Source organism: Blautia sp. HCP3S3_D9, assembly GCF_052063845.1.
In the GTDB taxonomy this organism is placed as follows: domain Bacteria; phylum Bacillota; class Clostridia; order Lachnospirales; family Lachnospiraceae; genus Blautia_A.
In genome coordinates, this window is the sequence record NZ_JBQHWS010000012.1 from 22,707 (window position 1) to 45,343 (window position 22,637).

The window sequence follows — 22,637 nt, forward strand, 5'->3', positions numbered from 1 at the left end:
TTATACGTTCTTTTCTAAAAAATTATAAGAGTACTTACATTTTTGCTATAGTCTATCAGATATCCACATCTGATGTGACTATTTGTTTAATTTGTTCGATTTGTATGAATTTATTTTATCATCAAGCATTTTTTCTTACAATATGTGGCATGCTTTGTGGACAATATTTTCTACTTAACTGATACACATTTAAATTAATTTCAAGAAAGCAATTCCTCTCGCAGATCTCGTCAAGAGTATTTCACTAGCATTTGGTGAAGCTTATATGCGCGGTGATCTTGATATGGAGGGAAATCTTTACGAATCACTGGATCATTTTCTGGGACAGATGGGTAAATTCTCTACCAATGAATTTGCTCTGAAAAAGATTATATTCAGCTCCACTTCTAAAAAGAACCAGAAAAAAGAAGTAACCAGCCACTATGATATCGGAAATAATTTCTACAATTATGGCTTGGTAAAACTATGAGTTATTCCTGTAGCTATTTCATTCATGAAGATGATACTCTGTATCAAGCACAGGTAAATAAAATGGATTGTTCCTGCATATGTGGAATCTCTACTTATCTGCATGTGCCGCTACCTTCTATAACGGAATTCTTGATTTTCATCACATTCTTATGACTAAGGGAGTTAATAATGAACTTCCAATGACACGTTGGTATTAGAATCTAAAAAACTGTCTGGATTCATATTTTTTAATCCAGACAGTTAATAAAATTACTCTCTAATTTTTTATATTTTCAACGTCCCTTTCTGACTATCTTTATCCTAACATCATCGCACATTTAGTATTTCTTCAAGCAGTTTTTCAGATAATTCAATTGCTTTGTTTTATTTTTACTTTTATATTTATTTATTGCCTTTCCAACATACTTATAAGATGCCTTTGCAAACTTTTCACGATTTTTTGAAGAATAAATATACCATTTATCTTTTACCAACTTATTATTCTTCCATTTATATACAGTTATCTCATCTGCGTTTCTACATACAAGTACTTTACTAGTATACATAAGCCAGCTTCCACATGTTACTTTAGACAAATATTGAATTTTTCCATTTTTATATGTGTAAACATCATATCCACCCTTCTTATAATAACTTCGGAAAATAAATAATTCCGGAATCTTGTCACCATTTATATCTTCACATCCAAAATATGGATAATACCCATATTCATCTTTATCTTTTAAAACCAATTCAGAATACACTTGATAAATATTTTTATTATATGAATTTGATGGTACACTTGCATTTATCAGGTACATCGGTGTTGCTGTAATTGACAGCAAGATTGCTAAAATAAATACTATTCCCTGTTTAAATTTCCTTTTCATGAATTCTTTTCTCCTTAATATAATTCGTACTTTTGATTATTTTACCACTTTTTTCTTTACTTCCACAATATGCGGCATACTTTGTGAACCGTTTTTTCCATTTTTAAGACACCACCTTCTTTTGTTAATGACTTACATTCCCAAATATGGTATGATAAACTTACATACAAAAGAGAAAGGATCTTAATCCCATGTCCGTATTTTCAGATGTCCTGAATAGTTTTAAGGAAGAAAAAAATATAAAAGTCCAACCCCTTGCTCGTTATTGTGGTGTTGAGCGTTCTACTATTTATAAATTTATTAATGATAAAAGACTTCCCGGTGATATTGCTGTTGTAAAGAAAATTGCGCAGTTCATGCAGCTTACCCCTTCAGAAACTCATACCTTGATAAATGCCTGGAAGGTATCTCATATAGGATCTACACCATACTATTCTCGAAAAAGTGTAGAAGATTTTATTTGTCAATTCCCGGATAAACCGACAGAGCCTTTACCTCCTATGTCCTCTGTGCCACTGATTGATTTCAATTCATACAATGACTTTACAGTACTTTCATCTCAACAGTATATTGACAATTGTGTTCATCAGATAATATTAAGAGAAGCCAGTAAAGTTTCCGGAAAAATAGGTCTGTTTCTCCAACCGGATTACCACTTTCTTTTCCGACTTCTTGCCTGCTTAAATCCTTCTGGCACTTTATGCATTGACCATATTTTCTCGCTTACCAGTCGTATGACTTTTAATGCGCAGAATCAATTATATAATCTGGAATATTTAAAAGAAATATTTCCGATTTATACCAATGGTCTTGATTATAATACTTTTTATTTTTATAACAATTCGAAATCCAGCCCTTATAGTCCTGCGATTATGCCTTATCTGATTCTTACTTCAGATGCTGCTGTCATGTGTACAATTGATTACCAAAATGGTTTATGCTATCAAGATAAGAAAACTATTAATATGCTATGGAAAATATTTAAGAAAAATAAATCACAATGTCAGCCTCTTTTTAAACCTGTGTTAGTTTCACCGGAAAATTATCTGTCAGTTTTTCACACTATTGATGACGCCAAAGAGGACTCTGACAAGAAAATCATTGCAATTCAGCCTGAAGCCTGTCTGACTCCTTTTATCACAGGTAAACTATTAAGAGATGCATTTAACCATGATCTTCCTCAATCGAAAGTCATGATTCCTATGATAGAAAAAATATTTCTGAAAAACAGAGAACGTGTAGAACATGGTAATTTCCTGATTTATTTTACAGAAGCAGGCATTAAACACTTTGCCGAAACCGGATTAATCGAAGAATTTCCAGATACCTTCTATCATCCTTTTACTCCGGAGCAGCGCCTTACCCTTTTGAAGGAAATCAAATTCTGCTGCCAGCATGATTATTACCGAATCCTGAAAGGTTCCCTACAGTATCTCCCGGCAAATCTGCATTTGTGCGTCAGGGATACAGACTGTGAATTAACTTATAATACAAGTAATGGAAAAACCATTTTTCTTATTATCTGCGAATCTCAGTTTTTCCAGATCTTCAAAGATTATCTGGAACAGCTGGAAGAAACAAACTACTATTCTCAAGAAGAAGCCTGTACATTAATTCAAAATATAATCCATATCTTAAAAGAGTCTATTTAATCAAAAAGAGTTTCTGTCGTTTTCCCCTTTTACAGAAACTCTTCTTATTCTTTGTATATATTGTTCTTTTTGATTTTCAAAATGCAGTATACCAGCCTTCGGTACATTAGTTATCAGCTTGTATTACTTCATCCATTCTTTCATAATAATAATCGCAAACTTCTTTCATTCTGGAAAGATTCTCCTCGTTGCTTGCATCATAAGCACCAACAACTACGAAACCTGCCCCCTTTGCCGTCTCTGCAGCATGGATAGCATCTTCAAATACCGCTGTATTCTCTGGCTTTGTTTGCAGAAATTTTGCCGCTTCCAGATAAATCTTCGGTTCATCTTTCCCTGCACCAACTTCTGTGCATGTATAAATTTGCTCAAAGTATTGCAGAACACCGTTTCTTTCCAGCGCTGCTTCCACCAGTTCTTTATTACTGGAAGTGGCAATTACCATTTTAATTTTCTTCTCACTCAACCATTCCAGCGTTTCTTTCACACCTGGTTTCAATGGTGCTTCAAACCGATAAAAATCACTTACAATTTTCAGAACCTCTTTTACAATCTGTGGAATCGGCTTATCAATCTGATATTCTTCCTTCAGATAAACTGCTCCCTGTTCCAGACTCATGGTATTCAGCACATCATGAAGTCCTTCTCTTGCCGAAATTCCAAGACTTGTCAGATAGCGTTCTCCGATATCATCCCACACGGGCATAGAATCCAATAGGGTCCCATCTACATCAAAAATACATGCCTGAACTTCAGTAATATCACTCATTATTCTTTACCTTTTTATGCAGCTTCCTCGCTGCTCATCTGACGCCATTACTACAAAATCAATCGTCCATCATCTGAATCGCATCAGTTGTCTTCTTGTACTGCTCTTCTACCTTTGCAAAAAGTTCTTCACAACCTTCTGTGCTTCTGCCTCTGAGCTGCTCTGTAATATCAAAGCTTGGTTTATACAGATTGTCAAATCCAAGATTCTGGCATACACCTTTTAATGTGTGAGCGGCACGAAAAGCCTCTTCACCATTTCCCTGTGCCAGATTATCCTTCAGACTCTGAAAACTTCCGTCATCCAGAAACTTCTTCGCAAATTTCTTAATCAGACCTTCACTTCTCAGTCTTCCCAGAACACCTTCATAATCCGCACCCATCTGTTCATAACATTCTTTTACTGTCATATCTATCTCCTCTTTATTTACGTTAACAACCTTCCAATTTATCGCTATACCAATTCATGCAGTACCAGTATTTCCTATAATTCGCCTGTTTTTGCAATATGATTATTTTATCACACCATGTAGCCATTCACAAGTATTCTTACAAAAAAGAATCGCGAAAAATCGCACGAAAAATAGTTAATTCATCCCAAAAAAAGCACTTTCATATGCAAGTGTCTGTCACATATGAAAGTGCTGATACAAATCATATTTTTATAAGTATTAATCCCTGCTGCCAAACATATATAAACCTTATTTACTGTTTAACATTCAGCTTATCTGAAAAATCCCTGATTCTGGAAATATTCGATAAACGGATTTTCGTTGTCATTCTCATCGGAATCGCTGTTGTCTTCGCTGTCAGCATCTTCGTTGTTATCTGACTTTGAGTCTCCTTTATCCTTTTTATCTTTTTTACTGTCCTTGCTGCTATCGCTCTTGCTGTCATCAGCATTTGTATTTTCATCCAGAGTCACTGTGATCGTTTCTTCTTTATAACCATTTCCACTAGGAACCTGAACTGTCAGATCTACATCTTCACCTGGTTCATAGTAGGAAAGATATTCAATCAACTGATCTGCACTTGAAACAGATTTTCCATTGAATTCTGTAATAACACTGTTTGCTTTCAAACCTGCTTTATCTGCTGCACCGCCATCTGTTACTTCTGATACAAATACACCTGCTGGAATTCCATACATCTGAACTGCTTCAGAACTTACAGAAGTGCATTTAATTCCAATTACACCATGCTCAGAATCATCCAGTTTATCTCTGGAAGTCTCATTCATCAGGTTCTGAAGAATGTCTGTTACATCAGAGATTGCGATTGCATAACCCATACCTTCAACTTCTGTAGATGCAAGTTTTGCAGAGTTGATACCTACAACCTCACCTTCCATATTCAGAAGAGCACCACCACTGTTACCAGGGTTGATAGCTGCATCTGTCTGGATCAGGTTTACACCTGCACTGCTGTCATCACTTCCATCTGTTACTGTATTGTTATCAGAATCCATTCTACGGTTCTTAGCACTTACAATACCGGTTGTAACAGACTGACCATATCCAAGAGCATTACCAATAGCAACTACCTGCTCACCAACTTTCAGATCATCGGAGCTGCCAATCTTTGCAACGGAAATAGCGTCCATTGTGTCACTGTCAATATCATCCAGAGCTACAGATACAACTGCAAGGTCTCTCTCTTCATCAAATCCTTTTACAGATGCTTCTACTGCATTTCCATCTACAAATGCTACTGACAATGTATCTGCACCTTCTACTACGTGATAATTTGTAGCGATCAGAAGTTCATCATCATTCTTACCAACAATGATACCTGAACCACTACCTTCCACTTCCTGTTCCTGCTGCTGTGGAGCATATCCGTACATTCCATATATTCCATAGTAGTTCTGTACTTCCTGAACAGATTTTGTTGTGATAGATACGATAGACGGAAGTGCTTCTGATGCAATATCAGATACATCAAGGCTACCTTTTGCTGTGCTGTCTTTTGCTTCTGTGCTGTCATCTGTTGCAGAATCACTGTCGTCTGCTTTCTTCTCAGATTTTGCAAATGTCAAAGTTGTTTCATCTTTATTTGCTGCTTCTACTGTTGTTGTTCCTGTAATCTTATTGATTCCTTCAAAGCTTCCTGCTGCCAATCCGCCTGCAAGTACTGCACACAGGCTAAGTGTAAGACCTTTCTTTGCGATTTTTCTAATTTTATCATTTCTGTTATCTTTATTCATCATAATAAAGTCCCTCCCTGGATCTATGTCAATTTCATAAAGCAATCTGAAATGAATCTTTTAAGTATTGCTTCATGTTTATTTATCTCTGTTTCCTTTTGATGCTTCTAAGTATAGAAATGATTTGTGTTCTTTGTGTGGGAAAAATGTGTTTAATTTGTGATGATTTTCCGTTTGTTCAATCATCAACATGATTTTCATGAAAATATATATTTCCACACATGATAATAGCAGGATATCCGGCCTCTGTCTATGATATCCTGCTATTATCGATTACTTAACTTCTATACATATTGAAAATTCTCTTCGCGGTATACCCTGGAACCTGTGCTTTCCAGTTTCCTACCTGACTGTTCAATACTTTCTCTGTATATTTCAGTGAATTAGAACCATCCATATTGGCAAAAATATTAAATGCTGTTTTCTTTTTGCCATTTGCATCCTTCAATCCCATCGCTAGTCCCTGCGCAACCTCATGAGCTTCGTCTTTGTAGCTTCTTATAATAAACGCATCAATCATTGGATTGCATGCTGCCTTGTAATATGCCAGTGCCAGTGCTGCCGCCTGGTTTGCCTGTCCTCCGGATGCAGAAGAGAATCCCTGTTCAGAAAGAATAATCCTTGTATTTGATCCATATTTACTTTTTACATAGTTTGTCAGTGTCTCAATATTTCGCATTGTAATAAATGTTGTTGAATTTGCATCACTGGTAAACATAGATGCATTTGCTCCTGACCAGAACTGAGAGTCTGAAAGCGGCTGATTATAGGCATGATATGCAAGATTCCAGTTAACACCTTTCTGCATACTGGAAATCTTAGATGCAAAACTGTCTAACGTTGATTTTGCACTGTAGCAGACTGTAAATGCATTTTTCTGGTTCCAGCAGTTATCCAGGCAAATAAATACTTTGGAACTTGCCCGGCTGCTGCGTACTGCATTGTACAGACAGCGGAATGCTTCACTGTACATGGAAATAAATTTGGAGAAACTGACGTTTCCTACGTAATAATATCCACTCATAGTATTTACTTCATTTCCAAGGATCCAATTACTGATATAGCAATTATTGCTTCCAAACTTCTCTCCCAGATATGCAAACATTGCCTCCATAGTCTGTCTCGTTGTACTGTTATCTGTATTCCATCCATAGTAAGCAGTTTCTGCATATGGACTGTTTCCCGTGGTAAAACTCTGGGTACTTGCATTCTTATCAATACTTATCTGTGCAGTCACCTGAATTCCTTTTGCATTGCACTGCTGAACCAGATTCATATATCCATATAAACCATTAAAATGATACGTCTTTCCATTATACTTATACGTTTCCACCCCACTGTCTTTTCTCATTAGATCTGAAATATATAAGTTGAAAAATATAGTCTTGGATTTTGTATCGGTTACTTCACTGAAAGTCGTGGACTGTATCCCTTTTTTCGTTTTTGGTACAAAATATGTTGCTGTATTTGAACTGAGTTTTTCCGGATTGCTGACATAACTTTTCGAACTGATCACTGTATATATAGTCTTGGATTTCTTTACTCCTACTGCGAATTTTCCCTGTGCATATTCCGGATGTCCAGAAATATCCAGTTTAAATGTAATTTTTCCATTTGCTGTTTCTGGCTTATTTACCTTCGCTGCTGCTTTCTTTACCTTGCCTGTATTAGAATCTACATACACCAGATAATAATAACTGTCTGTACTTTTTACGTAATTGGAGACAGTTGCAGAGGCTGTGATGGTCTTTGCTTTTGTTCCTTTTATAGATGTCAATGTAGCCGCTTTTGCCGATGGACTGATTTCCTTTGTCCACTTTGCATATAAAGTAAGTTCACCTTCCGTCCCCTTCTCGATCACGCTTATCTTCTTTTTGTACTTTCTGTCTGTATACCATCCTACAAAATGATATCCGGAACGTGTTGGATTTTTTAATTTAATCTCATCTTCTACTGTGTAGGTCTTCGGATTGGATGAATTATTTTTTCCCTTATTAAGTTTGTATGTAATCTTATACGCAGAAGCTTTTTCCCAGATAGCGTATAAGGTTACTGTATCTTTATTCTCTGTAGTTGATACTTCAGATGATGTACCTGCTGGTTCTTCTGTATCGGATGGTTCTTCTGAAACAATTGGCTGTTGTGTATCCGCAATCTGTTCTGCATTAGTTGCAATTTCTGCATCATCTGTGCTTTCTGTCGCAACTACGTTTGCTACATCCAATATTTCTTCTGTATTTTCAGATTGCTGTACTGCTGCATTCGCTGTTCCATTTTCATTTACTATTGTTTTTGTACCTGACAGTTGAGAAGTCTCCATATTTCCTTCTGTTGCTGCAGTCTGAACGGTATTCTGCTCATTTTCTCCCTGTGTCTGCACTTCTGAATTGACTGATATCAGTAAGTTTCTGATCGAGTCTCCTGGTTTGTACGCATTACCAGTACCATCTTCTTTTGTATTCCATTCTTTAAATGTATAACCAGCTTTTCCATTTAATGCTGCCGGTGCTTTCGCAGTCTCAATGTCTGCATATGGGATCGCATATGACTTTTGCAGTTTTCCCTCACTATAGAGCTGTATGATATATCCTTCTGCTGCCTGAGCTGTATCCGCGTCCCCTGACTCTGGCTGTTTAGGATGATCCATATCATCTGAAGATGTTTCCGCCTCATTATCAGGCTCCGATTCTCCTGTCCCAAATACCTCTTTATCGTCTTTCTCAGTTGGCAGTTCCTCTTCTGCCCCGTCTTCAAATTCTTCGTGTACAATTACATTTCCGTCGACAGAAAATTCCGCTGCCCATAATGTCTGTGGTATACAGGAGGGCGCGAGCATAGATACTGCCAGTCCTATTGCTATGAACTTCTTCCATTTATTCATATTCTTCTCCTTCTCTTATTTCATACCTGTCTGCACTTTTCAGTAACTGTTTCGTAATTGTCCAGTAGCTTCAAGGTTAATTTATCTTTGGTGGAAAAATTTTGACTGAAACCTCTCAAACCAGAGTCCTGCTGAACAACTACAATGTCTCTATTTAGTATAGCATCTGCAAAATCCTCCGACAACAAAAAAGACCGTTAAATCAACTCTTTCCTGCTGATCTAACGGTCTCTCATGTACTTTTTTATTTCACAGTTCCAATCTTATTTAATGGCCAGTAACGAACTGCCACCTGTGCCTCAATTGCATCTTTTTCTACAAAGGTATTCTGCCAATAACGGGAATCCATACTGTGGTTTCTGTTATCTCCTAACATGAAATAGCATCCCTCAGGAACCGTATATGGTCCAAAACTTCCCTCCGGTGTTTCCGGGCAAAAGCTGTCATCTAATGGTTCTTCAGAATCATTGATATATACTTTTCCATCCACAATATTTACGGTTTCTCCAGGCAGGCCGATTACTCTTTTTACAAAAAGCTGAGATGGGTCATCCGGATATTTGAATATTACGATATCAAATCTCTCTGGATCATCTTTTATATATGCCAGACGATTTCCAAATACTCTGTCGCCTGTCATAATTGTCTCTTCCATAGATCCTGATGGTACTCTCGCATTAATATATACGAAGTGTCCAAGCAGAAATGCTATGACGAAAACAGCAATAATGATCTTTGCATAGTCCCATACTTCTTTCCAGACTGACTGGCTTTTACTTTGCTGTTCTGTCTGGTTTTTTTCCTCATTTTCCATCTTCTGTCGTACCTCCAATTTGTGCCAATACATCTTTGCAGATAAGTATATCATGTATCTTTCAGGATCATGTAATAACTGTTTTGCAAAGAATACGTTGAATATAGTTTATCACATCTGTGCTTGCTTCACCACTTAATTTTTTATAAAATCGTTGTGAATGTTTCACGTGAAACAATGTCTCTTTTATTACAAAAATATTATTCTGCTATTTCTATAACCTTTTTTATACTATAGTTTTATCTTCAGTATCATATATTGCTTTTCACTTCATCTTTTTTATAGAATACTTTATCTTATAAAAGAAAAAGCGTTATGTTTCACGTGAAACATATACGCTTTTTTCTACTCTAACAAGTAAAATCTTAGATTTCCTGCTGATAATACTCCAGAAAATCTCTGATCTTTCCGGCTGCTTCTTTCAGTACTTCTATTCTAGGTAAATAAACTACTCTGAAGTGATCTGGCTGATGCCAGTTAAATCCACCGCCATGTACCAGCAAAATCTTCTTTTCTTTTAACAAATCCAATGCAAATTTCTCATCATTTACAATATTAAATTTCTTTGTATCAATCTTAGGAAACATATAGAATGCTGCTTTCGGTTTCACAGCTGTAATTCCCGGAATATCTGTCAATGCATTATAAATAAACTCTCTCTGCTCATAAATACGTCCACCAGGAACAATATAACTCTCCACACTCTGATGTCCACCCAATGCAGTCTGAACAATTGACTGTGCCGGTACATTAGAACAAAGTCTCATATTGGAAAGCATCTTAATTCCTTCGATATAGTCTCTGGCAATTGCTTTATTACCGCTCAGGATCATCCATCCAATTCTGAATCCTGCGATCATATGTGATTTTGACAGACCACTAAATGTTACACAGAATAAATCAGGAGCCATAGAAGCAATAGAAATATGTTCTTCACCATCCATTACCAGACGATCATAGATCTCATCAGAGAAAATGATCAGATGATGTTCTCTGGCAATATCTACTATTTGCTGTAATACTTCTCTCGGATACAGCGCACCAGTCGGGTTATTCGGATTTATAATAACGATTGCTTTTGTTCTGCTGTTAATTTTTCTTCGTATATCATCCATATCTGGATACCACTCTGCCTGTTCATCACAGATATAATGTACTGCTTTACCTCCGGCAAGAGTTGCACATGCTGTCCATAATGGGTAATCCGGGGATGGAATTAAAATTTCATCTCCATTATCTAATAAAGCTGACATACTAAGGTTGATCAGCTCGCTGACACCATTTCCTGTATAAATATCCTCAATAGATACATTAGGAAGTTTTTTCAGCTGCGCATACTGCATAATTGCCTTTCTGGCAGAGAATAAACCTTTTGCAGGGGAATATCCCTCACATTCTGTCAGCTGCTGTCTCATATCATAGATTACTTCATCCGGTGTTCTGAATCCAAACGGTGCCGGGTTTCCGATATTCAGCTTCAGAACCTGAGTTCCTGCATCCTCCATACGTGCAGCTTCCTCAACAACAGGTCCTCTTACATCATATAACACATTATCCAGCTTTGATGACTTTTTAAATTCGCGAACCTGTGCTTCTTCTACTGTATTATTCTCGTTTTCTTTCATATTATTATTGTAATTACAATCAAATTTCATATTTTCCATCTGAACTCTTGCCTCATTTGTGTCTTTCTTTAGTGGTTCTACTGCTGTATCATTTCCTTTTAACCAATCCGCTTCTACCTCTAATGTATTCGCAAGGAAATGGAGGATTTCAGATCTGGGAGTTGTTTTGCCGCTCAGATACTGACTCACATGGCTCTTTCCAAGTTTTACTCCCTGCTCTGCCGCCTTCTTTACAAGGTCAATCTGCTTCATATTCTTCTGTTCCATCGCTATTTTTAATCGTTCAGCAAATATATTATTCATAAATACAATCTCCGTTCTTTGTAAGAAACAAATTACCCCGTTCTAATTAATGGAATGTTGGTATACTTCCTAACTCTTTTACATATATTATTATAGAAAGAACAGGTATGTTATATCGTTTATACGGGAATGAAAATACATACAAACATTAATCAAGTTCAAATATATTTCTTCTGGGCTTATATATAAACATATGTTCTGTTCATTTTTAAAACCCGCATTTTATCAGCTTTTTCAAGTTTTTTCTTTGCTATTATACTATAATTGAACTGATAATTCAACGGTAAATTTCATTATTTTCAATTTTATTAACAAAGTTCAATATTCAGTTCAGTTCTTGGTTCATTTTATTTTGAACTATATTGAACTTATTAATCATTTTGTTATTTCGGTTCAATTAGTTTAATTTATTATTTTGAACTACTATTAAACTTTCTCCATTTTGGTTCAATATTAGTTCACTTTTATGTTCAATATCTTTAAAAAATCCTTTATTTACGCGGTTTTTGTATCATTTCATATATCCCATTTGTTTTATTTTAAGTTCAAAATAGCATATATTTTATTACTATTTTGGACCAGGAAGATAAAATCATCCTCTTTCATGCCTACTCATGGCAAAATAACCATTTCTATGCCGAATCTCTTGCTCCGCATTGCCTCTATAATCAATCTCAAACTATATACGAAACCCTAAATAAGATTAGAGCGTGTTTGAAAAGGGTTTTCTGCAGGATGTGCGTCACAATTTGTGGGAGGTTTCGTTCGGATGGGGGCGTCGCAGCGGGCTACCACCGGACCACGACAACCGAATTCGGGCAAAATATACCGCAAAGTGGGGCGTACAGATTGCGGGAATGATTTTTCAAACACGCTCTAGTACAATAAATCCTGGCTGTTAATCTACATAGCATTTATTAATATCTGATAAAATACAGTCAACTGATTTATCACACTTACATCTACGTCTTATTATATGTAGACAAAAGTTCATATATATATCAACACTACAATGTATTATAAAATTCTATTTTTGTTTTCTAAAAACAGATTCCAGGTGGTATTCTTCTTCAAACACTGTATTGAGTATTTTATAAAATCGAAGTTTTGTTACATCTTTTTGTCCTATAACAAATATTCCATTGTATATCGTACATTCCTTCTATTAGACAATTCTGAAGAACTTTTTTGCTCTTATAACATAAGAATATTAACATTTTATTTGCTATAACATAAAAAGATACATATAGAAGTTCTGCAAACCTGTCAGAAATTCCATATGTATCTTTTCTTCCCCTATTTATCGTCAAATACACCCTTTCTTTACTGTATTATCCAGTCAGATACTCTATTATGCGATATGAAATACGTCTCCGTATCATTTTATAACATAAAATAAGCCCACTGCTTACTCTTTTTATAAATAATACAGTGGACTTATCTGTTAGTTTCTTGTTTTATTGCTTATTAGTACGATTTATGTCACATTAAATTTATTGTCCAATTTATTTCTCTGGACTTACGATTTTACCAGCTACTGCACATGCAGCTGCTGTTTTCGGAGATGCAAGGTAGATTTCTACCTTGGAAGTTCCCATGCGGCCAAGGAAGTTTCTATTATTTGTAGCTACTACACGTTCACTGTCTGTAAGAATTCCGCCTGCACGTCCACAGCATAATCCACATCCAGGATGTGTGATCATGGCTCCTGCCTCTGCTAAAGTGTCCAGGATTCCCAGTTCGATTGCCTGACGATATATTTTACGGCTTGCAGGGGTTACGATTAATTTCACGTAATCTGCTACCTTTTTGCCTTTTAAGACCTCTGCAGCGGCTTTCAGGTCCTCCAGACGACCATTTGTACAAGATCCGATGAATACCTGATCGATTTCTGTTCCTTCGAGTTCGCTTACATTTCTGATCTTATCTACCTGAGACGGGCATGCCATAACCGGTACGAAGTCTTCTGCGCGATATGTAATAGTCTTCATATATGTTGCATCCTCATCGCCTACAAGGCTCTTCTGGAAGTCATTTAACTCGATTTCGCAGTATTCTGCGGTCTTTTCATCCGGTGTGAATAATGCACATTTCGCACCGGCCTCGATTGCCATGTTTGCCATGGTCATACGGCTTGCTACCGTCATATTCTTTATTGTGCTGCCTGTGAATTCAAGTGCTCTGTATGTAGCTCCATCAGCGCCCAGATCACCGATCAGACGCAGGATAATGTCTTTGGACATAACGTTTTCCGGAAGTTCTCCCTCGATCACGACTTTAATTGTCTCCGGAACTTTGATCCACATCGTTCCTGTTCCCAGGATACTTGCCATTTCTGTATATCCGATACCAGAAGAGAATGCACCTACACATCCGTAAGTAGTTGTATGGCTGTCTGTACCGAATACAATATTGCCTGGTTTCACGTAGCCCGCTTCAGTCATTAACTGATGGCAGATTCCGTCACTTCTGTGGACGTTTTTCATGCCGTATTTCTTTGCAAAAGCATCTCCTGTATGGAAATGTCTGGTATCATCTAACTGACTTGCAGGAACCAGATGATCGTAAATCAAAACTACTTTATCCGGGTCCCAGAGCTTCGTAAAGCCCATTTCCTCGAACTTTTCTGCTACGAACGGGATAAATATATCATGGATCATAACTCTGTCTACATTGACCGTTACGATGTCTCCTGGCTTTACTGTTTTTCCAACATTGTTTCTAATGATTTTCTCAATAACTGTCTCGCCCATTTGCTTCTCCTTTCCCATTAATCCAGACCGTTTAATTTACGCATGGCTTTTACAAGTCCGCCTGCCTGGATAATACTCATCAGATTCTCCGGCAGAGAAGCGATCGGGTACTGTTTTCCATTGTAATCTACATGTTCGTTCATCACTACGGTTATTTCGTCGCCCTCTTTGATGTCATCGTGGAGATTTGACTGTTCGATCAGGAGGAGTCCGTTATTAATAGAGTTTCTGAAGAAAATTCTTGCAAAAGATTTGGCAATTACACACTGGATCCCCAGTGCTTTGATGATTTCCGGTGCCTGTTCTCTGGAAGATCCGCATCCGAAATTCTTTCCTGCAACAATAATGTCTCCCGGCTGAATCTGTCCTGCCAGTTCCGGGCGCAGCGGACAAAAGCCATACTGTTTCATATCGTCGATTGTTTTCAGTGCGAGGTATTCTGTCGGGATAATGATATCTGTATCGATATCATCGCCAAGTACCCACACTTTTCCTGTGAATTTTTCCATAATTTTACCTCTTTATATCTACGTCTGCATATGTATTGAGCTTACATTCCAAATGTAAACGAAATATATGCAGAATCTATAGTTTCTCAACAAAATGTTTCATGTTTCACGTGAAACATCTGTGTTTAACATCACGTGAAACCAGGAGCACTGCTTCCCACATCTCGGTTTCACTATCTTATTTATGTAATTTATACTTCACTTGCCAGCGCAATCTTTCCTGTAATAGCAGATGCTGTAACAGTAGCTGCTGATCCCAGATATACTTTGGAGCTCGGATGTCCTGCACGGCCTTTGAAGTTACGGGTTCCTGTGCTGATGAGAACTTCGTTTTCACCGATAACACCCTGGCAGCTTCCCCAGCATACGCTGCAGTTCGGATTCATAACAATGGCTCCAGCGTCCATAAAGGTGTCTATAAGGCCTTCTTTTAATGCCTGGCGGTAAATTGTCTGGCTTGCAGGTACAACGAGGAATCTGACGCCCTCAGCGACCTTCTTGCCCTTAATGATCTCAGCGCCGACGCGGAGATCTTCAATACGTCCGTTGTTGCAGGAACCAAGGAATGCTTCGTTGATCTTGATTCCGCATGTTTCTTCTGCAGGAACTACGTTATCTACGAAGTCAGGTTTGGCAACTACAGGACGGACTTTTGATAAATCAAATGTATATTCTCTTGCATAAACAGCATCTGGATCGCTGTGGAATACGGCTTTTGGTTCACGTCCGTGTTCTTTCAGGTATTCGATAGCCTTTTCGTCTGCTTCAAAGATACCAGTCTTAGCACCTGCCTCTACTGCCATGTTGCAGAGCGCCATACGGTCACTGATGCTGAGTGTTTTTGCACCCTCTCCTGTAAATTCCATTGCCTGATAATTACATCCGTTTGCACCAATTTCTCCGATAATTGTAAGGATCAGGTCTCTTGCATAAACACCCTCAGGAAGTTTGCCTACAAGATTGAATTTCACGCTCTCAGGAACCAGTACCCAGGATGTTCCTGTAACCATTCCGTACAGGAAGTCTGTGCATCCTACACCTGTTCCAAATGCGCCTAATGCACCGTAGGAGCATGTATGGCTGTCTGCGCCGAAGATCAGTTCACCCGGGCGGACATAATTCTCGATCATAACCTGATGGCACACACCTTTGCCTTCCCAGAAATCAATATTGTTTTCTTTTGCGAAATCTCTCATTTTCTTCTGGGATGCTGCTGTTTTCGGGCTGTCAGACGGTACATTATGATCCACGATAAACACAAGCTTGCTTGTATCTGCAATGTGCGGATTCTTTAATTTGTTATTGTACATATCAACAGTAAGATGTGTGGTTCCATCGTTACTCATCAGACGGTCAAGTTTGACTGTATGGATATCTCCAGGTTTTACACTGTCTACTCCTGCTGCTGCAGCGATAATCTTTTCTGCAATTGTCATTCCCATTTTACTTTTCCTCCTTGTTCAGAGATGCGATCAGGCCGCCCTGATTTAAAATGTTCTGCATGTATTCCGGAAGTTTTGTACAGGAATATGTTTTTCCGTTGGCTTCTACAGTTCCCTCGGACATGTGAAGAACCATCTGGTCTCCGGTATTTACTTCGTCCGGAAGATCTTTACAGACAATTACCGGTAAGCCGATATTGATAGAGTTTCTGTAGAAAATTCGTGCGAAAGATTTCGCTACGACTGCCTGTACACCTAATGCTTTTAATACGCCAGGTGCCTGCTCTCTGGAGGATCCACATCCAAAGTTCTCTCCTCCTACTACGAAATCACCAGGTTTTACTTTCTTAGAAAAATCCGGATCCAGGGATTCAAAGGCGTGGCCTTTCATCTCATCCAGATTCGGAAGTAACAGATACTGTGATGCTATGATCTGGTCTGTATCCAGATCGTTATGAAATTTAAAAATTGTTCCTGTTTCCATAAAAACCAGTTTCCTTTCTGTATCGTTTTATGTTTTAATAATTTATCTCTCTTTAGCGATTTATTCAGATAAATTCTTTTCCTATTTTAGCACAAAAGACAGGAGATTGAAAACGCCTGTTTTCAATATTCCTGTCTTTTTTATAATACCACGCTAAATCTATTCTTAACCTCGTGTGATAATAGCTGATGATAAGTCGCCTTGATTTAATTGTGAAAAGCATACGCCGTAAATGAGGACTTACTCTCATGTAAAAGAGTTTAAACATATACCAATTGTCTTGTTCATCAAACATTTTTAAAAGAAAAAAAATCTCTGCTTTCTATCTGCAAAGATCTTTTTTCTTTAATTCATTATTTTTACAACATATATGCTGTAATTTTACATATTTACCACAATCTCAGTGATCAGCTCTTTAAATGATTTTGCCACGCGGTCAGCGGTTTCCTGGACTTCTTTGTGGTTGAGTTCTTCTTTGGAAATTCCCGCTGCCATGTTGGTAATGCAGGAGATTCCGCAAATTTCAAGTCCCATGTGGCGAGCCGCCATAGCTTCGCATGCTGTACTCATCCCTACTGCATCTCCGCCCCACCACTGTGCCAGTCTTACTTCTGCGGGAGTTTCATAGTTCGGACCGGTAAATTGAACGTATACCCCTTCCTGAAGCCTAATACCGCATCTGTCTGCGCATTTTCTGATGACATCCTGTAAACGGAGACTATATACTTCGCTCATATCAGGAAATCTTGCACCAAGTTCATAGATATTTTCCCCAATTAGCGGGCTTGGTACTCCTGTTGTAATGTGGTCTGTAATCATCATAAAGTCTCCCGGTTTATATTCCGGATTTGCACCACCTGCTGCATTTGTCAGGATGAGTTTCTTTGCTCCCATCATCCCCATCAGTCTTGTCGGAAGTACAACATCTGTCATCGGGTATCCTTCATAATAGTGAACTCTTCCCTGCATGATCACTACCGGAACATTTCCAACATATCCAAATACAAATCTCCCTTTGTGGCCTGCTACTGTTGAGGTCGGAAAGCCCTCGATATCTGTATAATCGATGGTTGTTTCAATCTTAATCTCATCTGCATAGTCACCAAGTCCTGAGCCCAGGATCAGTGCTACTTCTGGTTTGAAATCTGTTTTCTGGCGTACACTTGCAAGGCAAGTCTCCAGTTTCTCATATAATTTACTCATTTACTGCTGAATCTCCTTTATTAAATGTATCACGTGAAACAATCTTTGCATGATTTTTATCCTGAGAAGCTGTCCATATTTTCATTGACAATCTTTCTCAGACCTTCATATTGTTCCTGGTCGATCAATATCTGATTCCCTTTCTTGGTGATCAGGCCATCTCCGGCGAATTTCTTTATTCCCCTGCTAACGCTTTTGAGACAAAGACCAGTCTCGTCCGCAATGCTCTGTCTGCTTTCATTGATGCAGAGTTCGCCATTTCTGTTGAATTTCTCAAACCATTCAACAAGAAGAAGTGCCAGTCTGTCTGCACCCTGAAGGAAAAGATACAGTCTATTTCTTCTGCTCTCTTCCAGCAGGGATTCGCAGGTGATTTTTGATTCCAGTCGGAAAATATCTGTGTCTGCGTAAATCCATTTTTCATATTTAGCTCGTGGCAGCTTTACGACTGTACATTTCGTCTCTGTTTCCCAGGTAGTCTGGTAATTTTCAAGTTCCATGATCACTTCCATTCCACCCAGCGCGATCAGATCTTTTGGTTTCATGAAATCGTATGCGATCCCGGAAATCCGATAATCCGTAGCTTTCGCTCTGCCTCTTCCAATAAAGAAAATCGTATCTGCCGGCTCATTCTCTCTGATAAAAGTGGTCCCCGGCTCCAGTTCTTCGCTCTGAAGCAGGTCCATAACCCACAATGGTGCATTGCGGAAATAAAATTCAAATTGCCTTTGTCTTTCTTTATCCACTTCTTTCAGAAACGGCAATGCGTCTTGTAAATATTTGTGCTTCATATGCGGTTCCTATACTTTCTGTGTTTTTCATCTACCTTGCGGTTTACCGGAAAATATGATTTTCTCCCGATAAACCAACTCCAAAACCATTTTTCCCTGTAAGCGTTCTTACACTAATTCATTTAAAATAGAATGTCCGATCGGTCCCTCTGGCATTTCTACACCAAAGTTATCTGCTATGGAAGCTCCGATCACTGCGAATGTATCTTCGTTTTTAATCTCGCCGCCGTTTTTCATGCTCTTGGAGTAAGCAATAAATGGCACATGTTCTCTGGTATGGTCTGTTCCTGTATATGTTGGGTCGTTTCCGTGGTCTGCTGTGATGATAAGCAGATCATTTTCTTTCATTTCTTCTAACAGGACACCCAAATTCTTATCAAATTTCTCAATTTCTCTTCCGTATCCTTCTACGTTTCTTCTGTGTCCCCATAATGCGTCGAAGTCTACAAGATTAACGAAGCACAATCCTTTGAAATCTTTTTTGCATATGTCAATTGTCTGCTCCATTCCGTGTACAGAACTGTCTGAATGATATGTCTCTGTGATTCCCTCTCCGCAGAAAATATCGTTGATCTTTCCTACACCGATCACGTCGAGGCCTTTGTCCTTAAGTGCATTTAAAGCAGTAAGTCCTGTAGGTTTCAGAGCGTAATCATGACGGTTGCTGGTACGTTTAAATTCGCCTTTTTTCTTTCCAACATACGGTCTTGCAATGACTCTTCCAACTCTCCATTCGTCCTTCAATGTAATCTCTCTGGCGATCTCGCAGCAGCGATACAAATTCTGAAGATCAAATGTTTCCTCGTTTCCACAGATCTGAAGTACGGAATCCGCAGATGTATAGACGATCATTGCACCTGTCTCGATTTCCTCTTCTCCCAGTTCCTCAATGATCTCAGTCCCACTTGCACTTTTGTTTCCGATTACTTTCTTACCGCACTGTTTCTCCAGTTCAGCGATCAGTTCCGGCGGGAAACCTGTTTCTGTAAAGGTTTTAAATGGTTTTTCTGTCTTGATTCCCATCATCTCCCAGTGTCCGGTCATAGTATCCTTACCGTTGCTGGCTTCACTCAGACGAGTATAGCGTCCGATCGGATTTTCCACGCCTGTCATATTTCCGGCCGGATGGAGATTCAGCATTCCGAGTTTTGCGAGATTTGGGATATCAAGAGAACCCATTTTCTCAAGAATATGTCCAAAAGTGTCTACTCCGGTGTCACCAAAATTTGCTGAATCCGGCATTGCCCCGATTCCCAGAGAATCAAGTACAATTACAAAAATTCTTTCATAATTTTTCATGTTTCCTTACCTCATCTCTTATATTTTGCTGTTTTCTTCTTCGCTGTGGTATCTCATGGCGCAGGTAATCACACCGAATTCTACTCCGAAATCGTCTTTGCCCCGTTCCAGACCTTTCAACAGCGCTTCGATGACCTTTTTGCAGTTCATCTCTTCTGTCACCGACAATAGAGGTGCAAAGCGGATTTCTGCATAGCAGACATTCTCTCTGCTCATGCTTCTGAGCACATCGTATCCGGCTTCTTCCAGTCCTTTTTCATCCATAATGCACTGTCCAGGCAATGTGAATTTTTCCAGATATTCTGCAAGGCTGGTACAGTCGTCTGATACACTCAGTTCCTCCTGAAGTACCTTTCTTCCCAGGCGCTTCTCTATAAATTCACGACTGAGTGAGCCATCCAGGTGGCAATGCAGTTCTATTTTCGGTAATGTGATCAGTTGTTCCTGTGTCATGATGTTTCTCCATTTTTTGCTTCGTATAATACTTTATCTATCAGTCAAACTTCTGGATTTTCCAGAAATATAGCCTGATGTAAACTGGTTTCATGCTAAATTCAGCGGTCCGAATCCCTGTGGTAAGAGCTCTTTTAATGTATAAACATCGTAATGATCTTTATCCACTGCCAGAATGATCTTAAAGGTCTCCGGGTTACAGAATTCCATCATTACCTGACGGCACACGCCGCATGGAGCCGCATATTCGGTCAATACGCCGTCTTTTCCGCCTACGATACAGATTGCATCAAATTCTTTTATTCCTTCGCTTACGGCCTTAAAGAACACTGTTCTTTCGGCACAGTTGGTAGGTGTGTATGCTGCATTCTCAATGTTACACCCTGTGTAGATTTCTCCGTTCTTTGCAAGCAGTGCTGCGCCGACTTTGAAATTAGAATATGGTGTATAGGAAAATTTCAATTGCTCAATTGCTGTCTCGATCAGTTTGTCAATCATTATTTTGTCTAAGTTCTGCATAATATTACACCTCCGTTATTTTCACCCTTTTGCTCATTACTGCAATCCCTGTTACTGACAGACTATTTTCAGACTGCCGATAATAACAGATGATCAATATCCACTTGCTTCTTCATTCTTTACAATCTTAATGATTCTGCTTGTTCCCAGTCTGTCTGCACCCAGAGAAAGGAATTTCTCAGCGTCATCCAGAGAAGAAATACCGCCGGCTGCTTTCATTTTTACGTTTGATCCGATATGTTTGGAGAAAAGTTCGATATCTTCAAATGTTGCGCCACCGCCACCGAAACCTGTAGATGTTTTGATATAATCAGCTCCTGCTGCTGTTACGATTTCGCACATTTTAATCTTTTCTTCTGTTGTAAGGAAACAGGTTTCAATAATAACTTTGAGAATTTTTTCCCCGCATGCTGCTTTGAGAGTTCTGATCTCGTTCTCGATCAGATCGTATTTCTTATCTTTTAACCATCCGATATTGATCACCATATCGATTTCAGATGCACCGTTTGCAATGGCATCTTTTGTTTCAAATTCTTTTGTTGCTGTAGTTGTGTTTCCGTTTGGGAAACCAATAACTGTGCATACTGCCATTTTCCCATCCATATATTCTGCTGCTTCTTTTACATAGCATGGAGGGATGCATACAGATGCAGTTCCATATTTCATTGCGTCGTCGCAGATCTGTTTGATTTCTTCCCATGTGGATGGCTGAAGAAGAAGTGTATGATCTACATGTTTTAAGATTTCTTTGATTTCCATTTTTGCTCGTCCTCTTTTCTTTCTGCCGCTGTCAGTTTCGCTTATTACTACTGTTTAGCCTGATCTTCTCTGATCATTTTTCTGATGGCTTCTACAGCTACACGAATAGCCATATCTGTATCGTGGATTACCGGATTCTCCAGGCCGAGTTTCTCTCTTTCCTGATTTGCAACTACCAGGAAGCAGGAACCTGCTCTTACTCGAAGTTTGCCAGCTACGATGAAGAGAGCTGCGGATTCCATTTCTGATGCAAGGCATCCCATTCTCTTCCATGCTTCCCATTTATTGAGCAGTTCATAGCTTACAGGCATTTCTTCCGGCTCATGCTGACCGTAGAATGCATCTTTACACTGTACAACACCTGTGTGGCACGGGAATCCTTTTTCTTTTGCAACGTTTACAAGAGCATTGATCACATCGAGGTTTGCTACTGCTGGATATTCGATCGGTGCGTATTCTCTGGTTGTTCCCTCCATACGGACCGCACCTGTAGCGATCACTACGTCACCACTCTTTACTTCCGGCTGCATTCCTCCACATGTACCGATTCTTACGAATGTGTCTGCACCGCAGCGGTACAGTTCTTCCATTGCGATGGATGCGGACGGACCGCCGATTCCTGTTGAGGTTACGCTTACCTTTACGCCATCGAGTGTTCCTGTATATGTGACATATTCTCTGTTGTCTGCGATCAGTACCGGAGCATCGAAATACTGCGCGATTTTTGCACATCTTTTTGGATCTCCCGGCAGGATCACATAACGTCCTACTTCACCTTTTGCTACCTGAATATGATACTGTCTGCTTGCATCTTCTGAATAATTTTTCATGAGCTT

Annotated in this window: 20 protein-coding genes and 3 pseudogenes; 3 read left to right on the forward strand and 20 right to left on the reverse strand. The window is 38.8% G+C overall.

Annotated features, from left to right (window positions below; genetic code table 11):
• Window positions 1-193: 193 nt before the first annotated feature.
• Window positions 194-537 (forward strand): annotated as a pseudogene (locus ACTNES_RS04435) (class I SAM-dependent methyltransferase); the annotation flags it as partial.
• A 251-nt stretch (window positions 538-788) separates the two neighbouring features.
• On the opposite strand, the gene ACTNES_RS04440 reads toward ACTNES_RS04435, so the two are convergent.
• Window positions 789-1,340 (reverse strand): hypothetical protein, encoded by a 552-nt coding sequence (locus ACTNES_RS04440; RefSeq protein WP_441038616.1) that lies wholly within the window; start codon window positions 1,338-1,340, stop codon window positions 789-791.
• Between the two features lie 191 nt (window positions 1,341-1,531).
• On the opposite strand from ACTNES_RS04440, the gene ACTNES_RS04445 reads away from it, so the two are divergent.
• Complete coding sequence (locus ACTNES_RS04445; protein WP_441038617.1) at window positions 1,532-2,992, forward strand: helix-turn-helix domain-containing protein; 1,461 nt, start codon at window positions 1,532-1,534, stop codon at window positions 2,990-2,992.
• A gap of 106 nt (window positions 2,993-3,098) precedes the next feature.
• Here the strand turns inward: ACTNES_RS04445 and ACTNES_RS04450 are convergent, their stop codons facing one another.
• The 8 genes and pseudogenes from ACTNES_RS04450 to ACTNES_RS04485 form a co-directional block, all read right to left on the reverse strand.
• Entirely contained in the window at window positions 3,099-3,761 is a 663-nt protein-coding gene (locus tag ACTNES_RS04450; RefSeq protein ID WP_441038618.1) for an HAD family hydrolase, read from the reverse strand.
• Window positions 3,762-3,819: 58 nt separating this feature from the next.
• The gene (locus ACTNES_RS04455) at window positions 3,820-4,170 is read right to left on the reverse strand and encodes an Hpt domain-containing protein (RefSeq protein ID WP_441038619.1); all 351 of its coding nucleotides are present in this window, start codon (window positions 4,168-4,170) and stop codon (window positions 3,820-3,822) included.
• Between the two features lie 314 nt (window positions 4,171-4,484).
• Window positions 4,485-5,969 (reverse strand): S1C family serine protease, encoded by a 1,485-nt coding sequence (locus ACTNES_RS04460; protein ID WP_291806888.1) that lies wholly within the window; start codon window positions 5,967-5,969, stop codon window positions 4,485-4,487.
• A gap of 274 nt (window positions 5,970-6,243) precedes the next feature.
• Complete coding sequence (locus ACTNES_RS04465) at window positions 6,244-8,847, reverse strand: DUF5722 domain-containing protein (protein WP_441038620.1); 2,604 nt, start codon at window positions 8,845-8,847, stop codon at window positions 6,244-6,246.
• 244 nt (window positions 8,848-9,091) lie between these two features.
• Window positions 9,092-9,661: a signal peptidase I gene (gene lepB / locus ACTNES_RS04470; protein ID WP_216458720.1), complete on the reverse strand. Its 570-nt coding sequence runs from the start codon at window positions 9,659-9,661 to the stop codon at window positions 9,092-9,094.
• 365 nt (window positions 9,662-10,026) lie between these two features.
• Window positions 10,027-11,589, reverse strand: a complete 1,563-nt coding sequence (locus tag ACTNES_RS04475) for an aminotransferase class I/II-fold pyridoxal phosphate-dependent enzyme (RefSeq protein WP_320813150.1) — start codon at window positions 11,587-11,589, stop codon at window positions 10,027-10,029.
• A 693-nt stretch (window positions 11,590-12,282) separates the two neighbouring features.
• Window positions 12,283-12,333 (reverse strand): annotated as a pseudogene (locus tag ACTNES_RS04480) (hypothetical protein); the annotation flags it as partial.
• A gap of 44 nt (window positions 12,334-12,377) precedes the next feature.
• Entirely contained in the window at window positions 12,378-12,437 is a 60-nt protein-coding gene (locus ACTNES_RS04485; RefSeq protein WP_441038637.1) for a DUF6783 domain-containing protein, read from the reverse strand.
• Between ACTNES_RS04485 and ACTNES_RS04490 the strand changes: the two are divergent.
• Window positions 12,429-12,491, forward strand: a pseudogene (locus ACTNES_RS04490) (DUF6783 domain-containing protein); the annotation flags it as partial. The gene ACTNES_RS04485 and the pseudogene ACTNES_RS04490 overlap by 9 nt on opposite strands.
• A 603-nt stretch (window positions 12,492-13,094) precedes the next feature.
• Here the strand turns inward: ACTNES_RS04490 and ACTNES_RS04495 are convergent.
• The 11 genes from ACTNES_RS04495 to udp form a co-directional block, all read right to left on the reverse strand.
• Window positions 13,095-14,342 (reverse strand): 3-isopropylmalate dehydratase large subunit, encoded by a 1,248-nt coding sequence (locus ACTNES_RS04495; protein WP_291806882.1) that lies wholly within the window; start codon window positions 14,340-14,342, stop codon window positions 13,095-13,097.
• A 17-nt stretch (window positions 14,343-14,359) separates the two neighbouring features.
• Window positions 14,360-14,851, reverse strand: coding sequence for a LeuD/DmdB family oxidoreductase small subunit (locus tag ACTNES_RS04500; protein WP_320813148.1), 492 nt, complete (start codon window positions 14,849-14,851; stop codon window positions 14,360-14,362).
• A gap of 191 nt (window positions 14,852-15,042) precedes the next feature.
• Window positions 15,043-16,293: a 3-isopropylmalate dehydratase large subunit gene (locus ACTNES_RS04505; protein WP_441038621.1), complete on the reverse strand. Its 1,251-nt coding sequence runs from the start codon at window positions 16,291-16,293 to the stop codon at window positions 15,043-15,045.
• A gap of 1 nt (window position 16,294) precedes the next feature.
• Window positions 16,295-16,777 (reverse strand): LeuD/DmdB family oxidoreductase small subunit, encoded by a 483-nt coding sequence (locus tag ACTNES_RS04510; RefSeq protein ID WP_216458725.1) that lies wholly within the window; start codon window positions 16,775-16,777, stop codon window positions 16,295-16,297.
• 381 nt (window positions 16,778-17,158) lie between these two features.
• Complete coding sequence (locus ACTNES_RS04515; protein ID WP_291806876.1) at window positions 17,159-17,980, reverse strand: purine-nucleoside phosphorylase; 822 nt, start codon at window positions 17,978-17,980, stop codon at window positions 17,159-17,161.
• Window positions 17,981-18,036: 56 nt separating this feature from the next.
• Window positions 18,037-18,771: a Crp/Fnr family transcriptional regulator gene (locus ACTNES_RS04520; protein ID WP_300336054.1), complete on the reverse strand. Its 735-nt coding sequence runs from the start codon at window positions 18,769-18,771 to the stop codon at window positions 18,037-18,039.
• Between the two features lie 108 nt (window positions 18,772-18,879).
• Complete coding sequence (locus tag ACTNES_RS04525) at window positions 18,880-20,070, reverse strand: phosphopentomutase (RefSeq protein ID WP_291806872.1); 1,191 nt, start codon at window positions 20,068-20,070, stop codon at window positions 18,880-18,882.
• An 18-nt stretch (window positions 20,071-20,088) separates the two neighbouring features.
• Window positions 20,089-20,523: a hypothetical protein gene (locus ACTNES_RS04530; protein ID WP_291814727.1), complete on the reverse strand. Its 435-nt coding sequence runs from the start codon at window positions 20,521-20,523 to the stop codon at window positions 20,089-20,091.
• A 90-nt stretch (window positions 20,524-20,613) separates the two neighbouring features.
• Window positions 20,614-21,042, reverse strand: a complete 429-nt coding sequence (locus ACTNES_RS04535; protein ID WP_291806866.1) for a cytidine deaminase — start codon at window positions 21,040-21,042, stop codon at window positions 20,614-20,616.
• 93 nt (window positions 21,043-21,135) lie between these two features.
• Complete coding sequence (gene deoC, locus ACTNES_RS04540; protein ID WP_216458731.1) at window positions 21,136-21,801, reverse strand: deoxyribose-phosphate aldolase; 666 nt, start codon at window positions 21,799-21,801, stop codon at window positions 21,136-21,138.
• Window positions 21,802-21,848: 47 nt separating this feature from the next.
• A complete protein-coding gene (gene udp / locus ACTNES_RS04545; protein ID WP_291806862.1) occupies window positions 21,849-22,631 on the reverse strand; it encodes a uridine phosphorylase in 783 nt (260 codons plus the stop codon).
• Window positions 22,632-22,637: the final 6 nt, after the last annotated feature.

Bases quoted from the DNA above. Each gene is read 5' to 3' on its own strand.
- ACTNES_RS04520 (WP_300336054.1), bottom strand. From the start codon at position 18,771: ATGAAGCACAAATATTTACAAGACGCATTGCCGTTTCTGAAAGAAGTG.
- ACTNES_RS04530 (WP_291814727.1), bottom strand. From the start codon at position 20,523: ATGACACAGGAACAACTGATCACATTACCGAAAATAGAACTGCATTGC.
- ACTNES_RS04500 (WP_320813148.1), bottom strand. From the start codon at position 14,851: ATGGAAAAATTCACAGGAAAAGTGTGGGTACTTGGCGATGATATCGAT.
- ACTNES_RS04475 (WP_320813150.1), bottom strand. From the start codon at position 11,589: ATGAATAATATATTTGCTGAACGATTAAAAATAGCGATGGAACAGAAG.
- udp (WP_291806862.1), bottom strand. From the start codon at position 22,631: ATGAAAAATTATTCAGAAGATGCAAGCAGACAGTATCATATTCAGGTA.
- ACTNES_RS04515 (WP_291806876.1), bottom strand. From the start codon at position 17,980: ATGAGTAAATTATATGAGAAACTGGAGACTTGCCTTGCAAGTGTACGC.
- deoC (WP_216458731.1), bottom strand. From the start codon at position 21,801: ATGGAAATCAAAGAAATCTTAAAACATGTAGATCATACACTTCTTCTT.
- lepB (WP_216458720.1), bottom strand. From the start codon at position 9,661: ATGGAAAATGAGGAAAAAAACCAGACAGAACAGCAAAGTAAAAGCCAG.
- ACTNES_RS04525 (WP_291806872.1), bottom strand. From the start codon at position 20,070: ATGAAAAATTATGAAAGAATTTTTGTAATTGTACTTGATTCTCTGGGA.
- ACTNES_RS04455 (WP_441038619.1), bottom strand. From the start codon at position 4,170: ATGACAGTAAAAGAATGTTATGAACAGATGGGTGCGGATTATGAAGGT.
- ACTNES_RS04440 (WP_441038616.1), bottom strand. From the start codon at position 1,340: ATGAAAAGGAAATTTAAACAGGGAATAGTATTTATTTTAGCAATCTTG.
- ACTNES_RS04495 (WP_291806882.1), bottom strand. From the start codon at position 14,342: ATGGGCGAGACAGTTATTGAGAAAATCATTAGAAACAATGTTGGAAAA.
- ACTNES_RS04505 (WP_441038621.1), bottom strand. From the start codon at position 16,293: ATGGGAATGACAATTGCAGAAAAGATTATCGCTGCAGCAGCAGGAGTA.
- ACTNES_RS04450 (WP_441038618.1), bottom strand. From the start codon at position 3,761: ATGAGTGATATTACTGAAGTTCAGGCATGTATTTTTGATGTAGATGGG.
- ACTNES_RS04445 (WP_441038617.1), top strand. From the start codon at position 1,532: ATGTCCGTATTTTCAGATGTCCTGAATAGTTTTAAGGAAGAAAAAAAT.
- ACTNES_RS04460 (WP_291806888.1), bottom strand. From the start codon at position 5,969: ATGATGAATAAAGATAACAGAAATGATAAAATTAGAAAAATCGCAAAG.
- ACTNES_RS04535 (WP_291806866.1), bottom strand. From the start codon at position 21,042: ATGCAGAACTTAGACAAAATAATGATTGACAAACTGATCGAGACAGCA.
- ACTNES_RS04510 (WP_216458725.1), bottom strand. From the start codon at position 16,777: ATGGAAACAGGAACAATTTTTAAATTTCATAACGATCTGGATACAGAC.
- ACTNES_RS04465 (WP_441038620.1), bottom strand. From the start codon at position 8,847: ATGAATAAATGGAAGAAGTTCATAGCAATAGGACTGGCAGTATCTATG.